Below are 17,833 nucleotides of genomic sequence, written 5' to 3'. Positions count from 1 at the left end.
TTTGCGAGTGACCTATACGCTTTATACTGTGAAGGAAGTGGTAAACAAAAGGCCGATCTGCCGACATCCCCGGTCAATGGCCCGCCCAGAAGGATAAGCAATGGTGGATGCGCCACCCTCATCTTCCGGCTCTGCCCCGTTCTGGGAGACGAAGGCGCTGGAAGAGTTGACCGAAGAAGAGTGGGAGTCGCTGTGCGACGGCTGCGGTCGCTGCTGCCTCGTGAAGGTGGAGGACGAAGAAACGGGCGCGCGCATCGATACGCGGCTTGCCTGCAGGTTGCTCGATATCGGAGCCTGCCGCTGCTCCGACTATGCAAATCGTCATGAACAGGTGCCGGATTGTGTGCGGTTGACGCCGCAGACCGCGCGGGACCTGGACTGGCTGCCTGACACATGCGCCTATCGCCTGCGCGCTGAAGGAAAGCGGCTTTACTGGTGGCATCCGCTGCGCTCGGGCGATCCCGAGACCGTGCATCAGGCCGGCATCTCTGTGCGCCACATCGCGATGAGCGAGACGAAGGCGGCCGGCCGCAACTACGAGGACTATGCGATGAGGCCGCGGGAGGGACGAGCGGCGGCGCGCCGCGTGGTGAAGCGGCGGGCACGGAAGCGCCGCTGAATCGCGGCTGGCGCAAAAAAATTACGGGAGACGTGTTTTTGCAATTGACAGCGTGCCGCTGTTTTGATAGCTTCATGATACATCGCGAGAGTTGCGCCTGACGGGCGCGGTTCAGGGGCGAGGCGGCAGGCCTGTAACTGGTCGTGCCGCTAACTTACCGCTCCCGCCCTTTGTTTCCACTTCAGAACGGTCGTGAATGAACGAGGACGCTTCCTCGAAGTGGGCCGCTATCGCCGCGGATTACGCCGCAGGCGAGCTCACGGTGGCCGAGATTTGCGCGAAATACGGAATCACCCGAAAGGCACTTTATGTACGGGCGCGGGAACAAAGCTGGCCGCTGCGAAGTGGTCGCGCGGGCGGCTCTGGCGGCGGGCGCTATCGCCGGCGCGGCCCGCGCGCCGCGCGCCAGGCGCTGGTCGCCCGCCTCTATCAGGCGCTGGAGCAGAAGATGAGCGAGTTCGAATCGCGATTGAACGAGGGCGCGCAAACAGCAGCGGATCATGAACGGGACACACGTACGCTCAATACGATGGTGCGGCTTTTTGAGCGGCTCAGCGCGCTCGACGAAAAAGCCGGCGGGGCGTCAACCGGTGGCAGCGATCTGAACGGCGATGCGCGAGCCTTGCGCGAAGACCTTGCGCGACGCCTTGACCGGCTGCGCCACGAGCACGCTGACTGACACCTTTATCGGGTCGCTCAGCGCCCGCGAAATTCGCTTCCTCCTGCATGATTGGCAGATCTGGGCACGGGACGATCAGCTTCCGCCTCCAGCGGCGCGAGGTGGCGGGCCGTGGACGACCTGGCTTCTGCTGGGCGGGCGCGGCAGCGGCAAGACCCGCGCCGGGGCCGAGTGGGTGCGGGGCGTTGCGCTGGGGCGTGCGCCGTTTGCCCAGCGACCGGCAGGACGCATCGCACTTGTGGCCGACACGCTGGATGATGCGCGCGCGGTGATGGTCGAAGGCGTATCGGGCCTGATGCGCATTCATGCGCCGGATGAGCGCCCTCGGTTTCACAAGGCCAGGCATGAAGTTGAGTGGCCCAACGGCGCGCGCGCCCGGCTATTCTCGGCCAGCGACCCGGACAGCCTGCGCGGTCCACAGTTCGACGCCGCCTGGTGCGACGAGCTGGCCAAGTGGCCCCGCGCGGAGAACGCCTGGGACATGCTGCAATTCGGCCTGCGCCTGGGCGAGCGCCCGCGCCAGGTGGTGACCACGACGCCGCGCCCGATCCCGCTGCTCAAGCGGCTGCTGGCCGACCCGAAAACGGCGGTCACACGCGCGGCCACATCGGCAAATGCCGCAAATCTCGCGCCGGCTTTCCTTGAGGCGATCATCGACCGCTATCGGGGCACGCGGCTTGGCCGCCAGGAACTTGATGGCGAGGTCATCGAGGATCGCTCGGACAGCCTCTGGCAGCGGGACGCGATTGAGGGGGCGCGGGTAACATCGCCGCCCCCTCTTTCGCGGGTCGTAGTGGCGGTCGATCCGCCGGTGACGAGCGGGCAGGGCGCGGATGCCTGCGGGATCATCGCGGCGGGGCGTGGCGCGGATGGCCGGGCGTATGTGCTGGCAGACGCAACGATTCAGGGCGCGCGGCCCACGGTCTGGGCGGGCGCAGCGGCGCGGCTCTACGACAGTCTTGAGGCGGATTGCATCGTCGCGGAAGTCAACCAGGGCGGCGAGCTGGTGGCCGACGTTCTCGCGCAGGTCGCGCCGCACGCGGCGATCCGCAAGGTGCGCGCCGGACGGGGCAAATACGCCCGGGCCGAGCCGGTCGCGGCGCTTTACGAGCGCGGGCTGGTGTCCCACGCCGGCGTCTTTCCGGCGCTGGAGGACGAGATGTGCGTTTTCGGCCCCGACGGGTTGGAGCACGGCAGCCCGGACCGTGTCGACGCGCTGGTCTGGGCCTTGAGCGATCTGATGCTCGACACATCCAAGCCGCCGCGCCTGCGCAGCTTCTAATTTTGTTTGCGCAAGATCGCATTGGCTCAGGTTTCGTCGTTGCCGGGCTTGACCCGGCAACCCAGGCAGCGGCGCGAAACGCTCAAAGCACTGGATGCCCGTGTTCCCCGGATCGCTGTCCGGGGACGGGCAAGCACGGGCATGACGGAGAGCCAAGCCCCTGTGCATGCGCCCAATCCTGGAACCAAGACATCGAGAGGTGTGATGAGTCTAATAAAGGATGCGCTTCAGCGATGGCTGGACGGCGCAGCGCCGCCAGAGCGCCGGGGCAGCCTGACGGGACCGTTTCTCGCGCTACAGGGGCACGCCCAGCCGGTCTGGTCCCCGCGCAATATCGGCGCGATGGCCCGCGAGGGGTTCATGAAGAACCCCGTGGTTTATCGCTCGGTGCGGATGATTGCCGAGGCCGCCGCGTCGGTGCCGATACGCCTGTTCGACGGCGCGGATGAGTTGGAAAGCCACCCGCTGCTCGACCTGCTGGCACGACCGAACGCCGCGGAGTGCGCGCCCGACCTGTTCGAGGCGTGGTATGGCTCGCTTCTGATCTCTGGAAACGCCTATATGGAAGGCGTGACGCTCGACGGGCAGCCGCGGGAGCTGCATGTACTGCGCGCTGACCGGATGCGCATCGTACCGGGCGAAGATGGCTGGCCTCGTGCTTATGAGTATCACGCCGACGGGCAGACGCTGCGCTTCGAGCAGGAGGTCGACGGCATCCGCCCGATCCTGCACATGCGACAGTATCACCCAATCAACGACCATTACGGCATGAGCCCGCTGGAGGCCGCCGCAATGGCGATCGACATCCATAACGCCGCCTCAGGCTGGAACAAGGCGCTTCTGGATAATGCCGCGCAGCCTTCAGGGGCGCTGGTCTATTCGGGCGGGGACGGCCACCTGAGCGAAGAACAGTATGAGCGGCTCAAGACCGAGCTCGAGGCGACCTATGCGGGGGCGCGCAATGCGGGCCGGCCAATGCTGCTGGAAGGCGGGCTGGACTGGAAGACAATGTCGATGAGCCCGCGCGACATGGACTTCATCAGCGCGAAGAACCTGGCTGCGCGCGAGATCGCGCTGGCTTTAGGCGTGCCGCCCATGCTGCTCGGCATCCCCGGCGACAACACCTATTCGAACTTCCAGGAGGCCAACCGAAGCTTCTGGCGTCAGACCGTGCTGCCGATGGTGAACCGCACGCTGCAGGCGCTTGGCGGCTGGCTTGCCCCGGCCTATGGCGAGGCGCTGGTGCTGCGACCTGCGCTCGATCGTGTCGAGGCGCTGTCCACCGAGCGCGCGGCGCTGTGGGAGCGCGTCGAGAACGCCTCCTTCCTCACCGTGAACGAGAAGCGCGCCGCGATCGGCTACGGCCCGGTCGAAGACGGCGATACGCTGGCGGACGCGGGCTGAACCCATGAAAAACCTGGCTATCAAGCGGGCGGAGCCGCGGCACCGGCGCGAGCGTGCGTCTGTGCGCGTGAGCGAAACCGACGGGCGCGTGGAGGGTTACGCCAGCCTGTTCGGCGTGCCCGATTATGGCGGTGACGTCGTCATGCCCGGCGCGTTCGCCGCAAGCCTGCGCCGGCGTGGCCCCTGCGAGGTCCGGTTCCTGTTCCAGCACGACCCGGCCCAGCCGATCGGGGTCTGGGACGAGATCCGCGAAGACAAGCGCGGACTTTATGTGCGCGGGCGGCTGATCGGCGGGGTCATGCGCGCACGCGAAGTCGCGGCGATGCTACGGGCGGGCGCGCTGGACGGGCTGTCGATCGGCTTTCGCACCGTGCGCGCCGACCGCGATCCACGCCTGCGCACCCGCCGGCTTCACGAGATCGACCTCTGGGAAATCTCGGTTGTGACGTTCCCGATGCTGCCGGGCGCCAAGGTCAGCCGCATCGAGCAGGCCGGCGCAACGGCGTTAGCCGGCGTCGCCAGGCGACTGCAGACGATGTCGTCGGGCCTGCGGCAGGCGTCCCGGCACTCATCCTGTCAGCCCACGCAAATGAGGAGAGCATGAGCGAGACATACAGTCCCGACTACGAAACCAAGGCGGAGCCGCAGGTGTCCGCCGTCGAGATGGCGCAGGCCTTTGACGAATTCATGCGCGCCTTCGAGGCGTTCAAGGAGAGCAATGACCAGCGCCTGCAGGAGATCGAGCAGCGCATGGCCGCCGATGTCGTGACGACCGACAAGCTTGAGCGTATCAACCGCGCGCTCGACGAGCACAAGCGCACGGTCGACCAGCTTGCTCTGAAGGCGGCCCGCCCGCCCAGGGAAGGGAGCGCCGCTGCGGACCACCTGGTGAGCGAGCACAAGGCCGCCTTCGCAAGCTATGTTCGCGCCGGCGAGACGGCCAGCCTGCGCGCGCTGGAGCAGAAGGCGCTATCCGCCGGCTCCGGCGCTGACGGCGGCTATACCGTGCCGACCGAGGTCGAGAGCACGATCATGCGCGCGCTGACCGAGGTGTCCCCGATCCGCGCGATCGCCGGTAACCGCCAGGTGTCGAGCGCGACCTACAAGAAGCCCTTCGCCCGCACCGGCGCGGCAGCGGGCTGGGTCGCAGAGACCGGGGCGCGCAGCGAGACGAACACGCCGGTGCTGGAAGAGCTCGATTTCCCGACGATGGAACTCTATGCCATGCCCGCGGCGACCCAGACGCTGCTCGACGACTCCGCCGTCGACATCGAGGCATGGATCGCCGACGAGGTCCGCATCGCCTTTGCCGCGCAGGAGAACACGGCCTTCGTCAGCGGCAACGGGACCGACAAGCCGAAGGGCTTTCTCGACTACACGCAGGTCGCCGACGGTTCCTGGAGCTGGGGCAGTATCGGCTACATTGCTACGGGCGTCGACGGCGATTTCGCCAGCACCGACCCGGAACATGCGCTGTTCGACCTGATCTATACCCTCAAGGCCGGCTATCGCGGCAACGCCTCCTGGGTGATGAACCGCTCCACGCAGGCGGAAGTGCGCAAGATCAAGGACGGCGACGGCAACTATATCTGGCAGCCGGCGACAGAGGCCGGCGCGCGGCCGATGCTGCTCGGCTTCCCGATCGTCGAGACCGAGGATATGCCCAGCATCGGCTCGAATGCCACGGCTATCGCCTTCGGCGACTTCCAGCGCGGCTATCTGGTGGTGGACCGCATCGGCATCCGCGTGCTGCGCGATCCGTTCTCCTCTAAGCCCTACGTGCTGTTCTACACCACCAAACGCGTCGGCGGCGGGGTGCAGGATTTCGGCGCGATCAAGCTGCTGAAGTTCGGCACGTCTTAAGGCGAGCCGGGGGCGGGCCGCGGCGCTTCCTCCCCGCCGCGGCCCATTCTTCGCATCAAGCAAAACGGGGTGAACCATGCCGCTTGTGCTGACCTCCGCGCCGGCGCGCGAGCCGGTGAGCGTGTCCGAAGCGAAGCAATACCTGCGCATCGACAGCGCGGTCGAAGACCCGGTCGTCGCCAGCCTTATCCTCGCGGCGCGGCTGCATATCGAGGGCGCGCTGGACATTGCGATGGTGACGCAGAGCTGGAAGCTGCTCCTCGACCGCTGGCCGGAGGATGGGCGCGTCGAGATCCCGCTTGGGCCGCTGCAAAGCGTTGATTCCGTGACTGTGTACGGCGCTGATGACGTCGCGCAGGCCGTCCCCGAAAGCAGCTATCTCGTCGACCTGTCGTCGCTGCGTCCGCGGCTGGTGCGCCATGCCGGCGCGGTCTGGCCGATGCCCGGCCGGCCGGTTAACGGCATCGAGATCGCGGTGACGGCCGGTTATGGCGATACGCCGGAAACGGTGCCGCAGCCGATCCGTCAGGCGCTCCTGATGCTTGTTGCGCACTGGTATGAGCAGCGCGAGCCGGTCGTGCTGGAGGAGCCGGATGCGCTGCCCCATGGCGTCGCCGACTTGCTTGCGCCGTACAGGGCGGTACGGCTGTGACTACACCGATCGGGGCGTTGCGCCACCGGGTCGCGCTTGAGCGGCCAGTGCGCGCGGCTGATGACAGTGGCGGCGCGGCCGAGACATGGGAGCCGGTCGCCGAGCTGTGGGCGGCGGTCATGTCGCGCTCGGGCAAGGAGGCAGTGCTTGCGGACCGTGTCGCGGGCGAACGTCGGGTCGAGGTCACCATCCGCTATCGCGACGACGTTACGCCGGCGATGCGCTTCCGTCTCGGCGAACGGTGCTTCCATGTCCGGGCGGTGCTGGATGAGGACGGTCGCCGCCGCTTCCTGAAATGCCAATGCGAGGAGCGCGATCTGTGAGGTTGACGGCCCGATCGCAGGGAAACGGGTTGTGCGGGCTTTCAAGGCGGCTGGACCAGACCGAGGGGCTGGACCGCGCGCTACGCGCCGGCGCTGAGCAGGTGCGCGATGAGGCGCGCGAGGCCCTCCAGGGCGATGACGAGGGGGGCGCGCTGACGCGTTCGCTTCAGGTCGAACGCGGGCGGCCGCTGTCATATCGCGTTGTGTCCAAGGCGCCGATTGCGTGGTTCCGCGAGTTTGGCGCGCTTCGCCGCGCGCAGCGGCCCTGGCTTCAACCTGCGTTGGAGCGTGCCCGCCCGCCCATCCTTGCAAGGGTTCGGCAAGCCTTGGGCCGAATGGTCCGCAGCCGCAGCTCAGGGAGCCAGTCATGAGCGCATGGGCCTTGCAGCGCGCGGTTTACGCGGCGCTGAGCAACGACGCGAGCGTGATCGGACTTCTCGGCGGGTCGCGCATCCATGACGACGTGCCCCAAAGCGCCGACTTCCCGTTTATCACGCTCGGCACCGCCGCGGTCAGCGACTGGAGCACGGGCACCGAGACAGGGCTTGAGCACCGCCTCGATGTGCATGTCTGGTCGCGCTACGCGGGCAAGCGCGAAGCCTTCGAGGTTATCGACGCGGTGCGCGCGGTTCTGCACGACGCCGCACTCAGTCTCAAGGGCGCGCAGCTCGTCAACCTGCGCTGCCAATCCTTCGAGGTGCGCCGCGACGAGGACGGCGAAACCTATCACGGCGTAGCGCGCTTCCGCGCCGTGACCGAACCGACTTGATCCAGCAAAGGAGGAGCGACCGATGAGTGCCCAGAAGGGCAAGGATCTTCTCTTGAAGGTGGACAGCGACGGTGCCGGCAATTTCCAGACCGTCGCGGGCTTGCGCGCCCGCACGCTGGCCTTTAACGCCGCAACCGTCGACATCACCAACACCGAATCCGCCGGACAGTGGCGCGAGCTGCTGGCCGGGGCGGGTGTGAAGAGCGCACGGATTTCCGGCAATGGCGTCTTCAAGGACGCGCAGTCGGACGAGATCGTGCGCGGCTATTTCTTCGGCGGCACGCAGGCCAACTGGCAGGTGATCGTGCCCGACTTCGGCACGGTTGAAGGGCCGTTTCAGGTGACGACGCTTGAATATGCCGGCCAGCACGACGGCGAGATGACCTTCGAGCTGTCGCTGGAATCGGCGGGGCAACTCAACTTCACGGCGGTGTAAGCCATGGTCAATCCCCATCGCGGCGAGATCGAAGCCGTGCTCGGCGGCCGGCCCTACACGCTTTGCCTGACGCTGGGCGCGCTGGCCGAGCTGGAGCATGCCTTCGGCGAGACGGACATGCTGGCGCTGGCCGAGCGCTTCCAGACGGGGCGGATCAGCGCGGGCGACGCGCTCCGGATCATCGGGGCGGGCCTGCGCGGGGCCGGCAACGAGATCAGCGATGACGAGGTCGCGGCGCTGCCCGTTCCTGGCGGGGCGAGCGGCTATGTGGATATCGTCGCCCGGCTCCTCAACGCGACCTTCGGCACGGCCGATGAGCGATAAGCCGCGCCCGTTCCCATGGGCGGAGGCGATGGCGATCGGGCTGGGCGTCTTGCGGCTGTCGCCGGGCGAATTCTGGTCGATGACGCCGATTGAGCTGGCGCGCGCAATTTCCGGCCTGACCGGCGGCGCGCCCACGACACCGATGAGCCGCGACAGCCTTGCCGCGCTGATGGCGCGCTTCCCGGACAGAGGATCAGATGACTGAAACGGTTGCCAATCTGGCTGTCGAGGTTTCGGCGCGCACGGAGGATGCGCGCGCGAAATTGAAGGAACTGGAGACGCTGGGCGAGCGCTTCGCGGGCCGGCTGGGCCGGTCGTTCGAGCGCGTTGCGCTGGACGGCGCGGGGCTGCGCGACGTGCTGCAGAACCTCGCCCTGGACCTCTCGCGCATGGCGTTCCGTTCTGCCTTCGCACCGATTGAAGGCGCCTTTGCCAGCGCGTTCTCGGGGCTGGCGAGCAATATCGTGCCGTTCGGTCGGGGCAGTATCCTGCAACAGGCGATGCCGGTGCCGTTCGCGGATGGCGGCGTCATCAGCGCGCCGGTTGCCTTTCCACTACGCGGCGGTCGGACGGGCGTCGCCGGCGAGGCCGGGCCGGAGGCGATCCTGCCGCTGGCGCGCGGGCGCGACGGCCGGCTTGGTATTCGCGCGGAAGGGGCGTCCCCATCGCCCAACATCACCATCAACATCTCCACCCCCGACATTGATGGCTTCCGGCAAAACCAGGGAGAACTTAGCGCGCAGATCGCGCGGGCGGTGAGCCGCGGACAGAGAAATTTCTGATGGCGGTTCAACTGGACGCCCTTCAGCGCGAAGGGCAGCAAGCACGCAAACACGGCGCACGGATATGTGCCGTCACCCGAAGATTTGGTACCGCGCTTAGCACGAATTTCGCCGCGCGGATGCGCTGGGGAGGTAAAAATGGCCTTTCACGACGTTCGCTTTCCCCCTGATATCTCGCGCGGCGCCTCGGGCGGGCCTGAGCGGCGCACGGAAATCGTGACGCTTGGCTCTGGACACGAGGAGCGCAATCAGCGCTGGGCCGATAGCCGCCGGCGTTACGACGCCGGGTATGGCATCCGCAGTGTCGATGATCTGTATGCGGTCATCGCGTTTTTCGAGGAGCGGCGCGGGCGTCTGCACGCCTTCCGCTGGAAGGATTGGGCGGATTACAAGTCCTGCCCGCCGCTACAAACGCCTTCTGCGACGGACCAGGAGATTGGCAACGGCGACGGCCACACCGATACTTTCCAGCTGCGCAAGACGTACGGCTCGTCCTTCGCGCCTTGGAGCCGCACCGTCACGAAGCCAGTGGCCGGGACCGTCTTGGCCGCTGTGGACGGAATCGACCAGGTGGAAGGCGCGGACTTCTCGGTCGACCATGCAGCGGGCGTCGTCACCTTCGCCAGCCCGCCCGTGAATGGCGCACGAATCACTGCGGGGTTCGTGTTTGATGTTCCGGTCCGCTTCGACACGGACAGGCTGGCGGTGAGCCTCGAACATTTCTCGCACGGCCACATCCCGAACATTCCGATCGTGGAGGTGCGGCTGTGACCCGCACTGTCGGCCAACGAGTCGTCGCGGCCGCGCGCGGCTGGCTCGGCACCCCTTACCATCATCAGGCCGCGGTGAAGGGGGCGGGCTGCGACTGCCTCGGCCTGATCCGCGGCGTCTACGCCGAAGTCATGGGCCGCGAACCCGAAACGCCACCGGCCTATTCGCGCGATTGGGGCGAAATGCGTAGCGAAGAGACGCTGCTGGCGGCGGCGCGGCGGCACCTGCGCGAGCTGCACGATGGCGATGCGATCCTGCCAGGCGACGTGCTGATTTTTCGCATAAAGCCCGGCGCGATCGCGAAACACGCCGGGATTGTGAGCGAGACGACGGCGGGCGAGCCGACGCGCATGATCCACGCGCAAGAAGGCGTCGGCGTCGCCGAGATCAACCTGTCGCATTGGTGGCGCCGCAAGATTGTTGCGGTGTTTCGTTTTTAGCGTCCGGGCCGCATCCGCGGCCCGGTTACGCGGCTAAGCCGCGGCGGCCAGTCGGCCGCTCAGCCCCGCCTTCGGCGGGTCTGGGGGTGCTCATCGCTTGCGTGGGAACCTCCCCTACAGCGCGCGCGCTGAGCGCGCGACCGCGCGCCGGCCCGGGGGCCGTAACCGCCGGACGGATGTCCGGCGGACAGCAACAAAACAGGAGACACACATGCCTGATATCGCAGATGGAATCTTGAACCAGCTTGTTGATTGGGTGATCGGCAAGTCTGATCCGCTTCCGGCGGCGGGCAGCCGCTATGTGGCGCTGTTCGACGGCGACCCGCAGGCCGCGGGAACCGAAGTCACGACGACGATCCGCTCGGCGGGGCGCGTGGCGATCACCTCGAGCATGGAAGCCGCGGGCACGACGACCACCGGCGAGAGCGCGTCCACGGCGGATATCGACTTCGGTAACGCCGAGAATGGCGCGACCGTTTCGCATATCGCGATCTATGACAGCGCCTCCGGGGGCACTCTGCTCGCGTCTGACGTGCTGACCGGCGGGACGCAAACCATCACGGCCGGCAATCCGGTCAAAATCCCTGCTGGTGACCTGAAAATCGCTATCGCGTAAAGGTGGGCATGACGACCCTGAACCTGGAAGCGGCGACGAACGCCGACTGGCGCCAGCCTTTCAAGGCGATCGACGCCAGCGGGGGCAATCTGAGTCTGACCGGCGCGAAGATCCGCATGGATGTCCGCGACCGCGGCGGCAATGACGCGCTGTCGCTTGCGATCGGCGACGGCCTGACCGTTACCGACGCGGCGGCCGGCGAATTTGAGCTTGAGGTCGATCGCGAGGCAATGGCCGCGGTGGCGCCCGGGCTGTATCGCTTCGACCTGCTGATCGAGATCGACGGGCTCGCGCTCACGGCCGCGCGCGGGACGGTGAACATTCGCGACGGGGTGACGGCATGGGGCGGCTGACGGTCACATACGGCGAGCCGCGCCGCGTGATCACCTATCCGGCCGCGCCGGAAAACCTGTCAAAGCTGCTCGGCATTGACCTAGCGGTCGCTGCCGCTCTCACGCCGGACGCGCTGCAGGAGCATCAGCTCGCCGCGCTGATGAGCGGCGCGGGCGATTTCGCCGGCGGCCCGCTCGTCACGGCGATATCCAATTTGAGCGCCGATATCGCGGCTGCGGCGGACCTTGCCCCCGATCTGCTGCAATCGCATTCCCTCGTCGCGGCGCTCGATGCCGGCGCAGGGGCGGGCGTCGATCTGCAGCAGGATCATGCGCTCGCATCCACGCTTTCGGCATCCGGCACGCTGGCCGGCGACATCGACCAGGTGGCCGCGTTCGACCTGTCCGCCACCATGAACGCGACGGCGGACCTGGCCGGCGACATCACCGCGCAGGCCGCCGGCAACCCGATGCAGTTTGCCGTCGTCAACTATTCCGGCTCGGGCGCGGCCCAGTCGATCACGGGTGTCGGCTTCCAGCCCGATTTCATCCTGTTCTACAAGCGCGACGCCGTCAGCGAGATAACCTACATCGCGGATCGCGTGGCGCTTGGCACGGGCCGGCTCTGGACGCCGAGCGAGAACGACAGCCTTTGGCTGGAGTTCACGATTGACGATGCCGATGCCGTGACCTCCTTCGATGCGGACGGCTTCACGCTCGGCTCGTCGGACCGTGTGAACACCAGCGGCTATTTCATGGCCGCGGTCTGCTTCAAGATGGGCGACCAGTTCGAGGTCATCGACAAGGCCAATGACGGCACCAGCGGTCAGGTCGTGCCGCATAATCTGAGCACATCGCCGATCTGGGCGGTCATCAAACAAGATGGCGAGCGCACAGGGGAATGGCTTTATCCCTGGACGGAAGGCGGCGAAGCGGCCAGCAGCTTCGGTTCGGCCAAGGGCGCGGAAACGGAAGCTCTACAGGCGCGATCGGCCAGCGACGTGACGCTCGGCAATGATGCGCTCTGGAACCCGTCCTCGGGCAGCGCGCCGCTTTACCTGTTCGGCAGCGAGAACGTCTCGGGCAGCTTCCACACGGGCACCTATACAGGCTCGGGCGGATCAGGCAACGCGATCACGGGGCTTGGCTTCACGCCGTCGCTTGTGCTCATCCGCGCGGTGGATGGGGATGGTGTGTTCATCATCCACGAGAACATGTTCCCGGACGAGGCGATCCGACTGGACGACCCAGGGCGCGATGCCAGCTTCACGATGGATGCGGACGGGTTCACCGTGGACACCGGGCAGGCGAACAGGTCGGGTGACGTTTATCGGTATTTCGCATGGGCGTGAGATGAGAGATATTCCCGACGGCCTGCAAAGCCATCTGGACACCGGCGCGACGACCCTTTGCTGGTGCTGGCGCCTGACCCGGACGGATGGTGTCCAGCTGGGCTTCACCGACCATGACCGGGACCTCAGCTTCGACGGCACCACCTTTGAAGCCGATAGCGGGTTCACGGCAAGCGAAATCGCCTCCTCGGTGGGGCTGTCCGTGGACAACCTCGAGGCCGAGGGCGCGCTGCAATCGGGGCACCTGAACGAGGCCGATCTCGCCAAGGGGCTTTATGACAACGCGGTGGTGGAGGTCTGGCGCGTCAACTGGGCCGATGTGTCCGAGCGCGTGCTGGTGCGCAAGGGCAATCTGGGCGAGGTCTCGATCCAGGACGGGGCCTTCGTGGCGGAAATCCGTGGGCTGGCGCATCTGCTGAACCAGACGCAGGGGCGGGTCTACCAGCGCCAATGTGACGCCGATCTGGGCGATGCGCGCTGCGGGGTTGATCTCGACAGCGCGACCTATAAAGGCGCGGGCACGGTGGCGAGCACACTGACCGGCGCGCGCTTCACCGCCTCGGGGCTGGACAGCTTCGATGGGGGCTGGTTCACGCGCGGCTTCCTGACATGGGATAGCGGCAACAATGCCGGCCAGAAGATGGAGGTGAAGCTCCACACCAACACCGGCGGGACGGTCACGATCGGGCTGTGGCAGACACCGGCGGGCGGCATTGCCATCGGGGACAGCTTCACGATCCGCGCGGGCTGCGATAAGCAGTTCACAACCTGCCGGGACAAGTTCTCGAACGTGGCAAACTTTCGCGGCTTCCCGCACATTCCGGGGAACAACTTTGTCGTTCGCACGCCCGATCCGGGCGACCCGGAGAATGACGGCGGGAGTATGAATTAGTTTTTAGCTGTCCGAGCCACATCCGTGGCTCGGTTGCGGGCCAACGGCCCGGCCCGCGGCTGCGGGCTCAGCGCGGCAAGCCGCGCTGTAGCGGAGGTTCCCACGACCGCGTTTTGCACCCCAGACGCGCCAAAGGCGCGGCTGAGGGCGCGACTGCGCCCCGCGGCTTAGCCGCGTAACCGGCGGACGGATGTCTGCCGAATCAGCAAAGAATCAGGACACGAACCGTAATGGCCACATTAGTCTTGGGCGCAGCCGGCGCGGCGGTGGGGGCTGCGGCGCTGCCGGCTGGGGTTTCCGTTCTCGGCGCAACCATCGGCGGCGCGGCCATCGGGCGCGCCGTGGGTACGGTCGCCGGCGCATTTATCGACAACGCCTTGTTCGGCGCGAGCGGGCAGGCCCAGGCGGTTGAAGCCTCGCGGCTGGACGATCTACAGGTCACCGCCTCCACCGAGGGCGCGGCGATCCCGCGCGTGTATGGCCGCGCCCGCATCGGCACGCAAGTGATCTGGGCCACGAACCTGGAAGAGGTGGTCGAAGAAAGCGGCGGGGCTAGCGGCCCTTCCGTGCTTGGCAAGGGCCTCGGCTCCTCGGACAGCGGCGGCGGCGGCAAGGTCTACAAGTATTTCGCCAACTTCGCCGTCGGGCTGTGCGAGGGCGAGATCAGCCATATCGGGCGGGTCTGGGCCGATGGCGACGAGATTGACCTCTCCCAATTCACCTATCGTGTCTACAAGGGGACCGAGACCCAGACCCCGGACAGCTTGATCGAGGCCAAGGAAGGCGCGGGCAACGCGCCGGCCTATCGCGGGCTTGCCTACATCGTGTTCGAGCGGATGCCGCTTGCTGATTTCGGCAACCGCATCCCGCAACTGAATGTCGAGGTGTTCCGGCCCGTCGATGACCTGGAGAAAGACATCCACGCGGTGTGCATGATCCCGGCAGCCAGCGAGTTCGTCTATGAGCCGAACGTGACCGTTCTGCGCGATCTCGGCGCCGGCTTCTGGGGCAACACCAACAATAACACCCGCCAGCCCGGCACCGACTGGGCCGTCTCGCTCGACAACCTCCAGGACACGATCTCGAACGTGGATGCGGTGAGCCTGTTCGTGTCGTGGTTCGGGGACGATCTGCGCGCGGATCGCTGCGACATCCGCCCGAAGGTGGACAACGACGACAAGGACACCAAACCGTTCTCGTGGCGCGTGCAAGGGCTGGACCGGAACGACGTTCCGGTCGTGAGCAGCAAGCCTGACGGATCGGTCGCCTATGGCGGGACGCCTGCGGATCGCACCGTGCGGGACGCGCTGGTGGATTTGCAGGACCGGGGCCTGAAACCCGTCATCACCCCGTTCCTGCTCATGGACGTGCCCGCGAACAACGGGCTGACAGACCCTTACACCGGCGCGAGCGACCAGCCGGTCTATCCCTGGCGCGGGCGGATCACTTGCGACCCGGCGCCAGGCGCGACCGGCAGTGTTGACCAGACCGCGACCGCGCGCACGCAGATCGAGAGCTTCGTTGGCACCTGTCAGGTCTCGGACTTCTCGATCTCGAACGGTGAAGTGCTCTACTCCGGGCCGGCGGAGTGGTCGTATCGCCGGTTCATCCTGCATTATGCCCATCTTGCCAAGGCGGCGGAGACTATCTCCGGCACGCCGGTGGAGGCGTTCGTGATCGGGACCGAGCAGCCTTATCTCACATGGGTTCGGGACCAGAACAACGCCTTCCCGTTCGTGGACGCGCTGGTGCAGCTTGCCGCGGATGTGAAACAGGTCCTCCCCAACACCAAGGTCACCTATGCCGCCGACTGGACCGAGGTTGCGGCCTACCAGACCTCGCGTTTCGGCGGGCCGTCAGGCGAGGTGTTCTTCCACCTGGACCCCTTGTGGTCCTCGCCGAATATCGACGCGATCGGGGTGGACAATTACTGGCCGCTGTCCGACTGGCGCGACGGCGAGAGCCATCTGGACTATCTGGCCGGCACGCCCTCGATCTATGACCTCGATTATCTCCGGGGCAATATCGCCGGTGGCGAGGGCTATGACTGGTTTTATGCCTCGAAGGCGGACCGGGACGCCCAGAACCGCACCGACATTACCGATAGCACCTACAACAAGCCGTGGGTCTATCGGTACAAGGACATCAAGTCGTGGTGGCAAAACCAGCACTATGACCGGCCAGGCGCGGTGGAAAACAGCACCCCGACCGCCTGGGTCCCGGAGAGCAAGCCATTCTGGATGATGGAGCTGGGCTGTCCCGCCGTGGACAAGGGGTCGAACCAGCCGAACGTCTTCTACGACCCGAAGTCGAGCGAGAGCCAGCTTCCCTATTACTCGAACGGCACACGGGACGACCTGATACAGCGCCGGCACCTCACGGCGTTCCTGTCCTGGTGGGACCCGAACGACCCGGATTTCGACGAGGCGAACAACCCGCAATCGAGCCAGTATTCCGGGCGCATGGTCGATCTCAACAAGGTGTTCATCTACACCTGGGATGCGCGCCCCTATCCGGCGTTCCCGTATGGGGGCAGTTTTGACATGGAAGGGCCGTTCGATCTCGGCCTCGGGGCCTACCTTGTCGAGTGGTCGGATAGTGAAAACTGGAAGTTCGGGCACTGGATCACGGGCCGGGCCTCCGATGCGCCGGTGTCTCAGGCCATCCGCAAGGTGCTCGAGGACTACGGCTTCACCGGGGCCACCATTCCCACGGTGTCCGGCGACCTCTCGGGCTATGTGATCGAGCGCAACATGTCGCCGCGCGATGCCTTGCAACCGCTCGAGACCACGTTCTTTCTCGATACAGTCGAAAGCGGCGGCACAATCCAGTTGCGCGCCCGTGGTCAGGCGAAAAGCCTTGGCGCGGTGGATCAGGACGGCGTGGTGGAAACCTCCCGTACAGCCCCGCGTGTGAGCGTTACACGGGCGCAGGAGACCGAGCTTCCCGGAAGGGCGCGGATCAGCTACTTCGACGCGGAAGGGGATTACGAGAGCGCCAGCGTCGAGACCCTGAAACTGACCGGGGCCTCGGACCGGGTGTCCTCGGTCTCGCTGCCGGCTGCCGCGCGCCAGTCGGTGATGTACGCCGCAGCGGAGAAGCTGCTCCGGGAACAGTGGGCCGCGCGCGAGCGGCTGTCCTTTTCGCTGCCGCCGTCCATGATGGCCGCCGAGCCGGGGGATGTCATCACGGTGGGCACCGGCGCGCGCAACCTGCCCGCGCGGATCACGCGGGTGACGCAGGCGGAAAGCCTGCAAGTCGAGGCGCTGACCTATGAGGCGGGCATTTACGAGGAACTGGACGCGCCGGATGCCTCCAGCGCGCCGCAAGTCGGCATCGTGTATGGCCCGCCGCAGGTGGCGTTTATGGACCTGCCGCTCATCACCGGGAACGAGGTGCCGCACGCGGGCTATGTGGCGGCGTTCTCCAGCCCGTTCGGCGGGGTGGACTTCTACCGCTCGCCGGCGACGACGGGCTTCACCCTGAATAGCCGGGTTGCCACGCCTTCAACCGTTGGCGAGACCCAGACCGATCTTTACTCCGGCCCGACCTCGCGGTTTGACCGGGGCAACATCCTGCGGGTGAAGCTGTTCTCGCCGGATGTGACGCTCGAGAGCGTGACGGAGCTTGCGCTGTTCGACGGGGCCAACACCCTTGCGGTGGAAGGGGCAAGCGGCAACTGGGAAGTGTTGCAGTTCCGCGATGTCCAGCTTGTCTCGCAAGGGGTGTATGACCTCACCTATCTGCTCCGGGGCCAGTATGGCACCGAGGACGCGATGGCCGATCCGGTCCCGGCGGGCGCGCGCGTGGTGCTGCTCGACGGCGGGCAGGTCCAAGTGGAGATGAGCCAGGACGAGATCGGCCTGCCGTATTACTGGCGCTATGGGCCAAGCCCGGTGGCGCTCGACAACTTCGCCTATACCACGGTCCAGCACGCCTTCACCGGGCGCGGTCTCAAGCCGTTCTCGCCGGTGCATGTCAAGGGCGAGCGCGACGGGGCCGGCAACCTGACCATCTCCTGGATACGCCGGGCGCGCGTGAATGGGGATGCGTGGGAACCGTCTGTTGTGCCGCTGAATGAACCGTCGGAAAGTTACGAGATCGACGTTCTCGACGGGGGCAACGTGGTGCGCACGCTGACCGCCACCACCAGCAGCGTGGTTTACAGCGCGGCGGATCAGGCGGCGGATTTCGGGGCCGCCCAGTCGAGCGTGGACGTGGTGGTCTATCAGATCAGCGAGATCGTCGGGCGCGGCGTCGGGCGCGCGGCGACGGTCTAGATTACGGAGAATTTCCG

At 66.4% G+C, this 17,833-nt stretch carries 21 protein-coding genes; all 21 read left to right on the top strand.

Annotated elements, in window-relative coordinates; all coding sequences use genetic code 11:
• The first annotated feature begins 103 nt into the window (after positions 1–103).
• The 21 genes from BXY53_RS09270 to BXY53_RS09170 all read left to right on the top strand — a co-directional run bounded on the left by BXY53_RS09270 (position 104) and on the right by BXY53_RS09170 (position 17,816).
• Positions 104–619: a YcgN family cysteine cluster protein gene (locus tag BXY53_RS09270; protein WP_425359185.1), complete on the top strand. Its 516-nt coding sequence runs from the start codon at positions 104–106 to the stop codon at positions 617–619.
• A gap of 196 nt (positions 620–815) precedes the next feature.
• Positions 816–1,298, top strand: a complete 483-nt coding sequence (locus BXY53_RS09265) for a hypothetical protein (RefSeq protein ID WP_119061536.1) — start codon at positions 816–818, stop codon at positions 1,296–1,298.
• Entirely contained in the window at positions 1,231–2,580 is a 1,350-nt protein-coding gene (locus BXY53_RS09260) for a DNA-packaging protein (RefSeq protein WP_119061535.1), read from the top strand. Before BXY53_RS09265 ends, BXY53_RS09260 begins: the two co-directional genes overlap by 68 nt.
• 204 nt (positions 2,581–2,784) lie before the next feature.
• A complete protein-coding gene (locus BXY53_RS09255) occupies positions 2,785–3,984 on the top strand; it encodes a phage portal protein (protein WP_210209181.1) in 1,200 nt (399 codons plus the stop codon).
• Positions 3,985–3,988: 4 nt separating this feature from the next.
• The gene (locus tag BXY53_RS09250; protein ID WP_119061534.1) at positions 3,989–4,588 is read left to right on the top strand and encodes an HK97 family phage prohead protease; all 600 of its coding nucleotides are present in this window, start codon (positions 3,989–3,991) and stop codon (positions 4,586–4,588) included.
• Positions 4,585–5,847 carry a phage major capsid protein gene (locus BXY53_RS09245; protein WP_119061533.1) on the top strand — a complete coding sequence of 421 codons (1,263 nt, stop codon included), beginning with the start codon at positions 4,585–4,587 and terminating at the stop codon, positions 5,845–5,847. The genes BXY53_RS09250 and BXY53_RS09245 overlap by 4 nt, the downstream gene beginning before the upstream one ends.
• Positions 5,848–5,923: 76 nt before the next feature.
• Positions 5,924–6,499, top strand: coding sequence for a head-tail connector protein (locus tag BXY53_RS09240; protein ID WP_119061532.1), 576 nt, complete (start codon positions 5,924–5,926; stop codon positions 6,497–6,499).
• Positions 6,496–6,822 carry a phage head closure protein gene (locus BXY53_RS09235; RefSeq protein ID WP_119061531.1) on the top strand — a complete coding sequence of 109 codons (327 nt, stop codon included), beginning with the start codon at positions 6,496–6,498 and terminating at the stop codon, positions 6,820–6,822. Before BXY53_RS09240 ends, BXY53_RS09235 begins: the two co-directional genes overlap by 4 nt.
• Positions 6,795–7,193 (top strand): HK97 gp10 family phage protein, encoded by a 399-nt coding sequence (locus BXY53_RS14410; RefSeq protein ID WP_119061530.1) that lies wholly within the window; start codon positions 6,795–6,797, stop codon positions 7,191–7,193. The genes BXY53_RS09235 and BXY53_RS14410 overlap by 28 nt, the downstream gene beginning before the upstream one ends.
• Positions 7,190–7,591 (top strand): DUF3168 domain-containing protein, encoded by a 402-nt coding sequence (locus BXY53_RS09225; RefSeq protein WP_119061529.1) that lies wholly within the window; start codon positions 7,190–7,192, stop codon positions 7,589–7,591. The genes BXY53_RS14410 and BXY53_RS09225 overlap by 4 nt, the downstream gene beginning before the upstream one ends.
• 22 nt (positions 7,592–7,613) lie before the next feature.
• Positions 7,614–8,027, top strand: a complete 414-nt coding sequence (locus BXY53_RS09220; RefSeq protein WP_119061528.1) for a phage major tail protein, TP901-1 family — start codon at positions 7,614–7,616, stop codon at positions 8,025–8,027.
• 3 nt (positions 8,028–8,030) lie between these two features.
• Positions 8,031–8,351 carry a gene transfer agent family protein gene (locus BXY53_RS09215; RefSeq protein ID WP_119061527.1) on the top strand — a complete coding sequence of 107 codons (321 nt, stop codon included), beginning with the start codon at positions 8,031–8,033 and terminating at the stop codon, positions 8,349–8,351.
• Positions 8,341–8,556, top strand: a complete 216-nt coding sequence (locus BXY53_RS09210) for a rcc01693 family protein (RefSeq protein WP_119061526.1) — start codon at positions 8,341–8,343, stop codon at positions 8,554–8,556. The genes BXY53_RS09215 and BXY53_RS09210 overlap by 11 nt, the downstream gene beginning before the upstream one ends.
• A complete protein-coding gene (locus BXY53_RS09205) occupies positions 8,549–9,133 on the top strand; it encodes a phage tail tape measure protein (RefSeq protein WP_119061525.1) in 585 nt (194 codons plus the stop codon). The genes BXY53_RS09210 and BXY53_RS09205 overlap by 8 nt, the downstream gene beginning before the upstream one ends.
• Before the next feature lie 138 nt (positions 9,134–9,271).
• A complete protein-coding gene (locus tag BXY53_RS09200) occupies positions 9,272–9,904 on the top strand; it encodes a DUF2460 domain-containing protein (RefSeq protein WP_119061524.1) in 633 nt (210 codons plus the stop codon).
• Complete coding sequence (locus tag BXY53_RS09195; RefSeq protein WP_119061523.1) at positions 9,901–10,344, top strand: NlpC/P60 family protein; 444 nt, start codon at positions 9,901–9,903, stop codon at positions 10,342–10,344. The genes BXY53_RS09200 and BXY53_RS09195 overlap by 4 nt, the downstream gene beginning before the upstream one ends.
• Positions 10,345–10,555: 211 nt before the next feature.
• Positions 10,556–10,960 (top strand): phage tail fiber protein, encoded by a 405-nt coding sequence (locus tag BXY53_RS09190; RefSeq protein WP_119061522.1) that lies wholly within the window; start codon positions 10,556–10,558, stop codon positions 10,958–10,960.
• A gap of 2 nt (positions 10,961–10,962) precedes the next feature.
• Positions 10,963–11,313 (top strand): hypothetical protein, encoded by a 351-nt coding sequence (locus tag BXY53_RS09185; protein WP_147361537.1) that lies wholly within the window; start codon positions 10,963–10,965, stop codon positions 11,311–11,313.
• A complete protein-coding gene (locus BXY53_RS09180) occupies positions 11,301–12,644 on the top strand; it encodes a DUF7483 domain-containing protein (protein ID WP_119061520.1) in 1,344 nt (447 codons plus the stop codon). Before BXY53_RS09185 ends, BXY53_RS09180 begins: the two co-directional genes overlap by 13 nt.
• 1 nt (position 12,645) lies before the next feature.
• Positions 12,646–13,536 (top strand): DUF2163 domain-containing protein, encoded by an 891-nt coding sequence (locus tag BXY53_RS09175; protein WP_119061519.1) that lies wholly within the window; start codon positions 12,646–12,648, stop codon positions 13,534–13,536.
• A gap of 230 nt (positions 13,537–13,766) precedes the next feature.
• Positions 13,767–17,816 carry a baseplate multidomain protein megatron gene (locus BXY53_RS09170; protein WP_119061518.1) on the top strand — a complete coding sequence of 1,350 codons (4,050 nt, stop codon included), beginning with the start codon at positions 13,767–13,769 and terminating at the stop codon, positions 17,814–17,816.
• Positions 17,817–17,833: the final 17 nt, after the last annotated feature.

The sequence above is a fragment of the Dichotomicrobium thermohalophilum genome, assembly GCF_003550175.1.
Classification (GTDB): Bacteria; Pseudomonadota; Alphaproteobacteria; order Rhizobiales; family Rhodomicrobiaceae; genus Dichotomicrobium; species Dichotomicrobium thermohalophilum.
The sequence above is the reverse complement of the archived record's forward strand: the minus strand, read 5'-3'. Positions and strand labels throughout refer to the sequence as shown.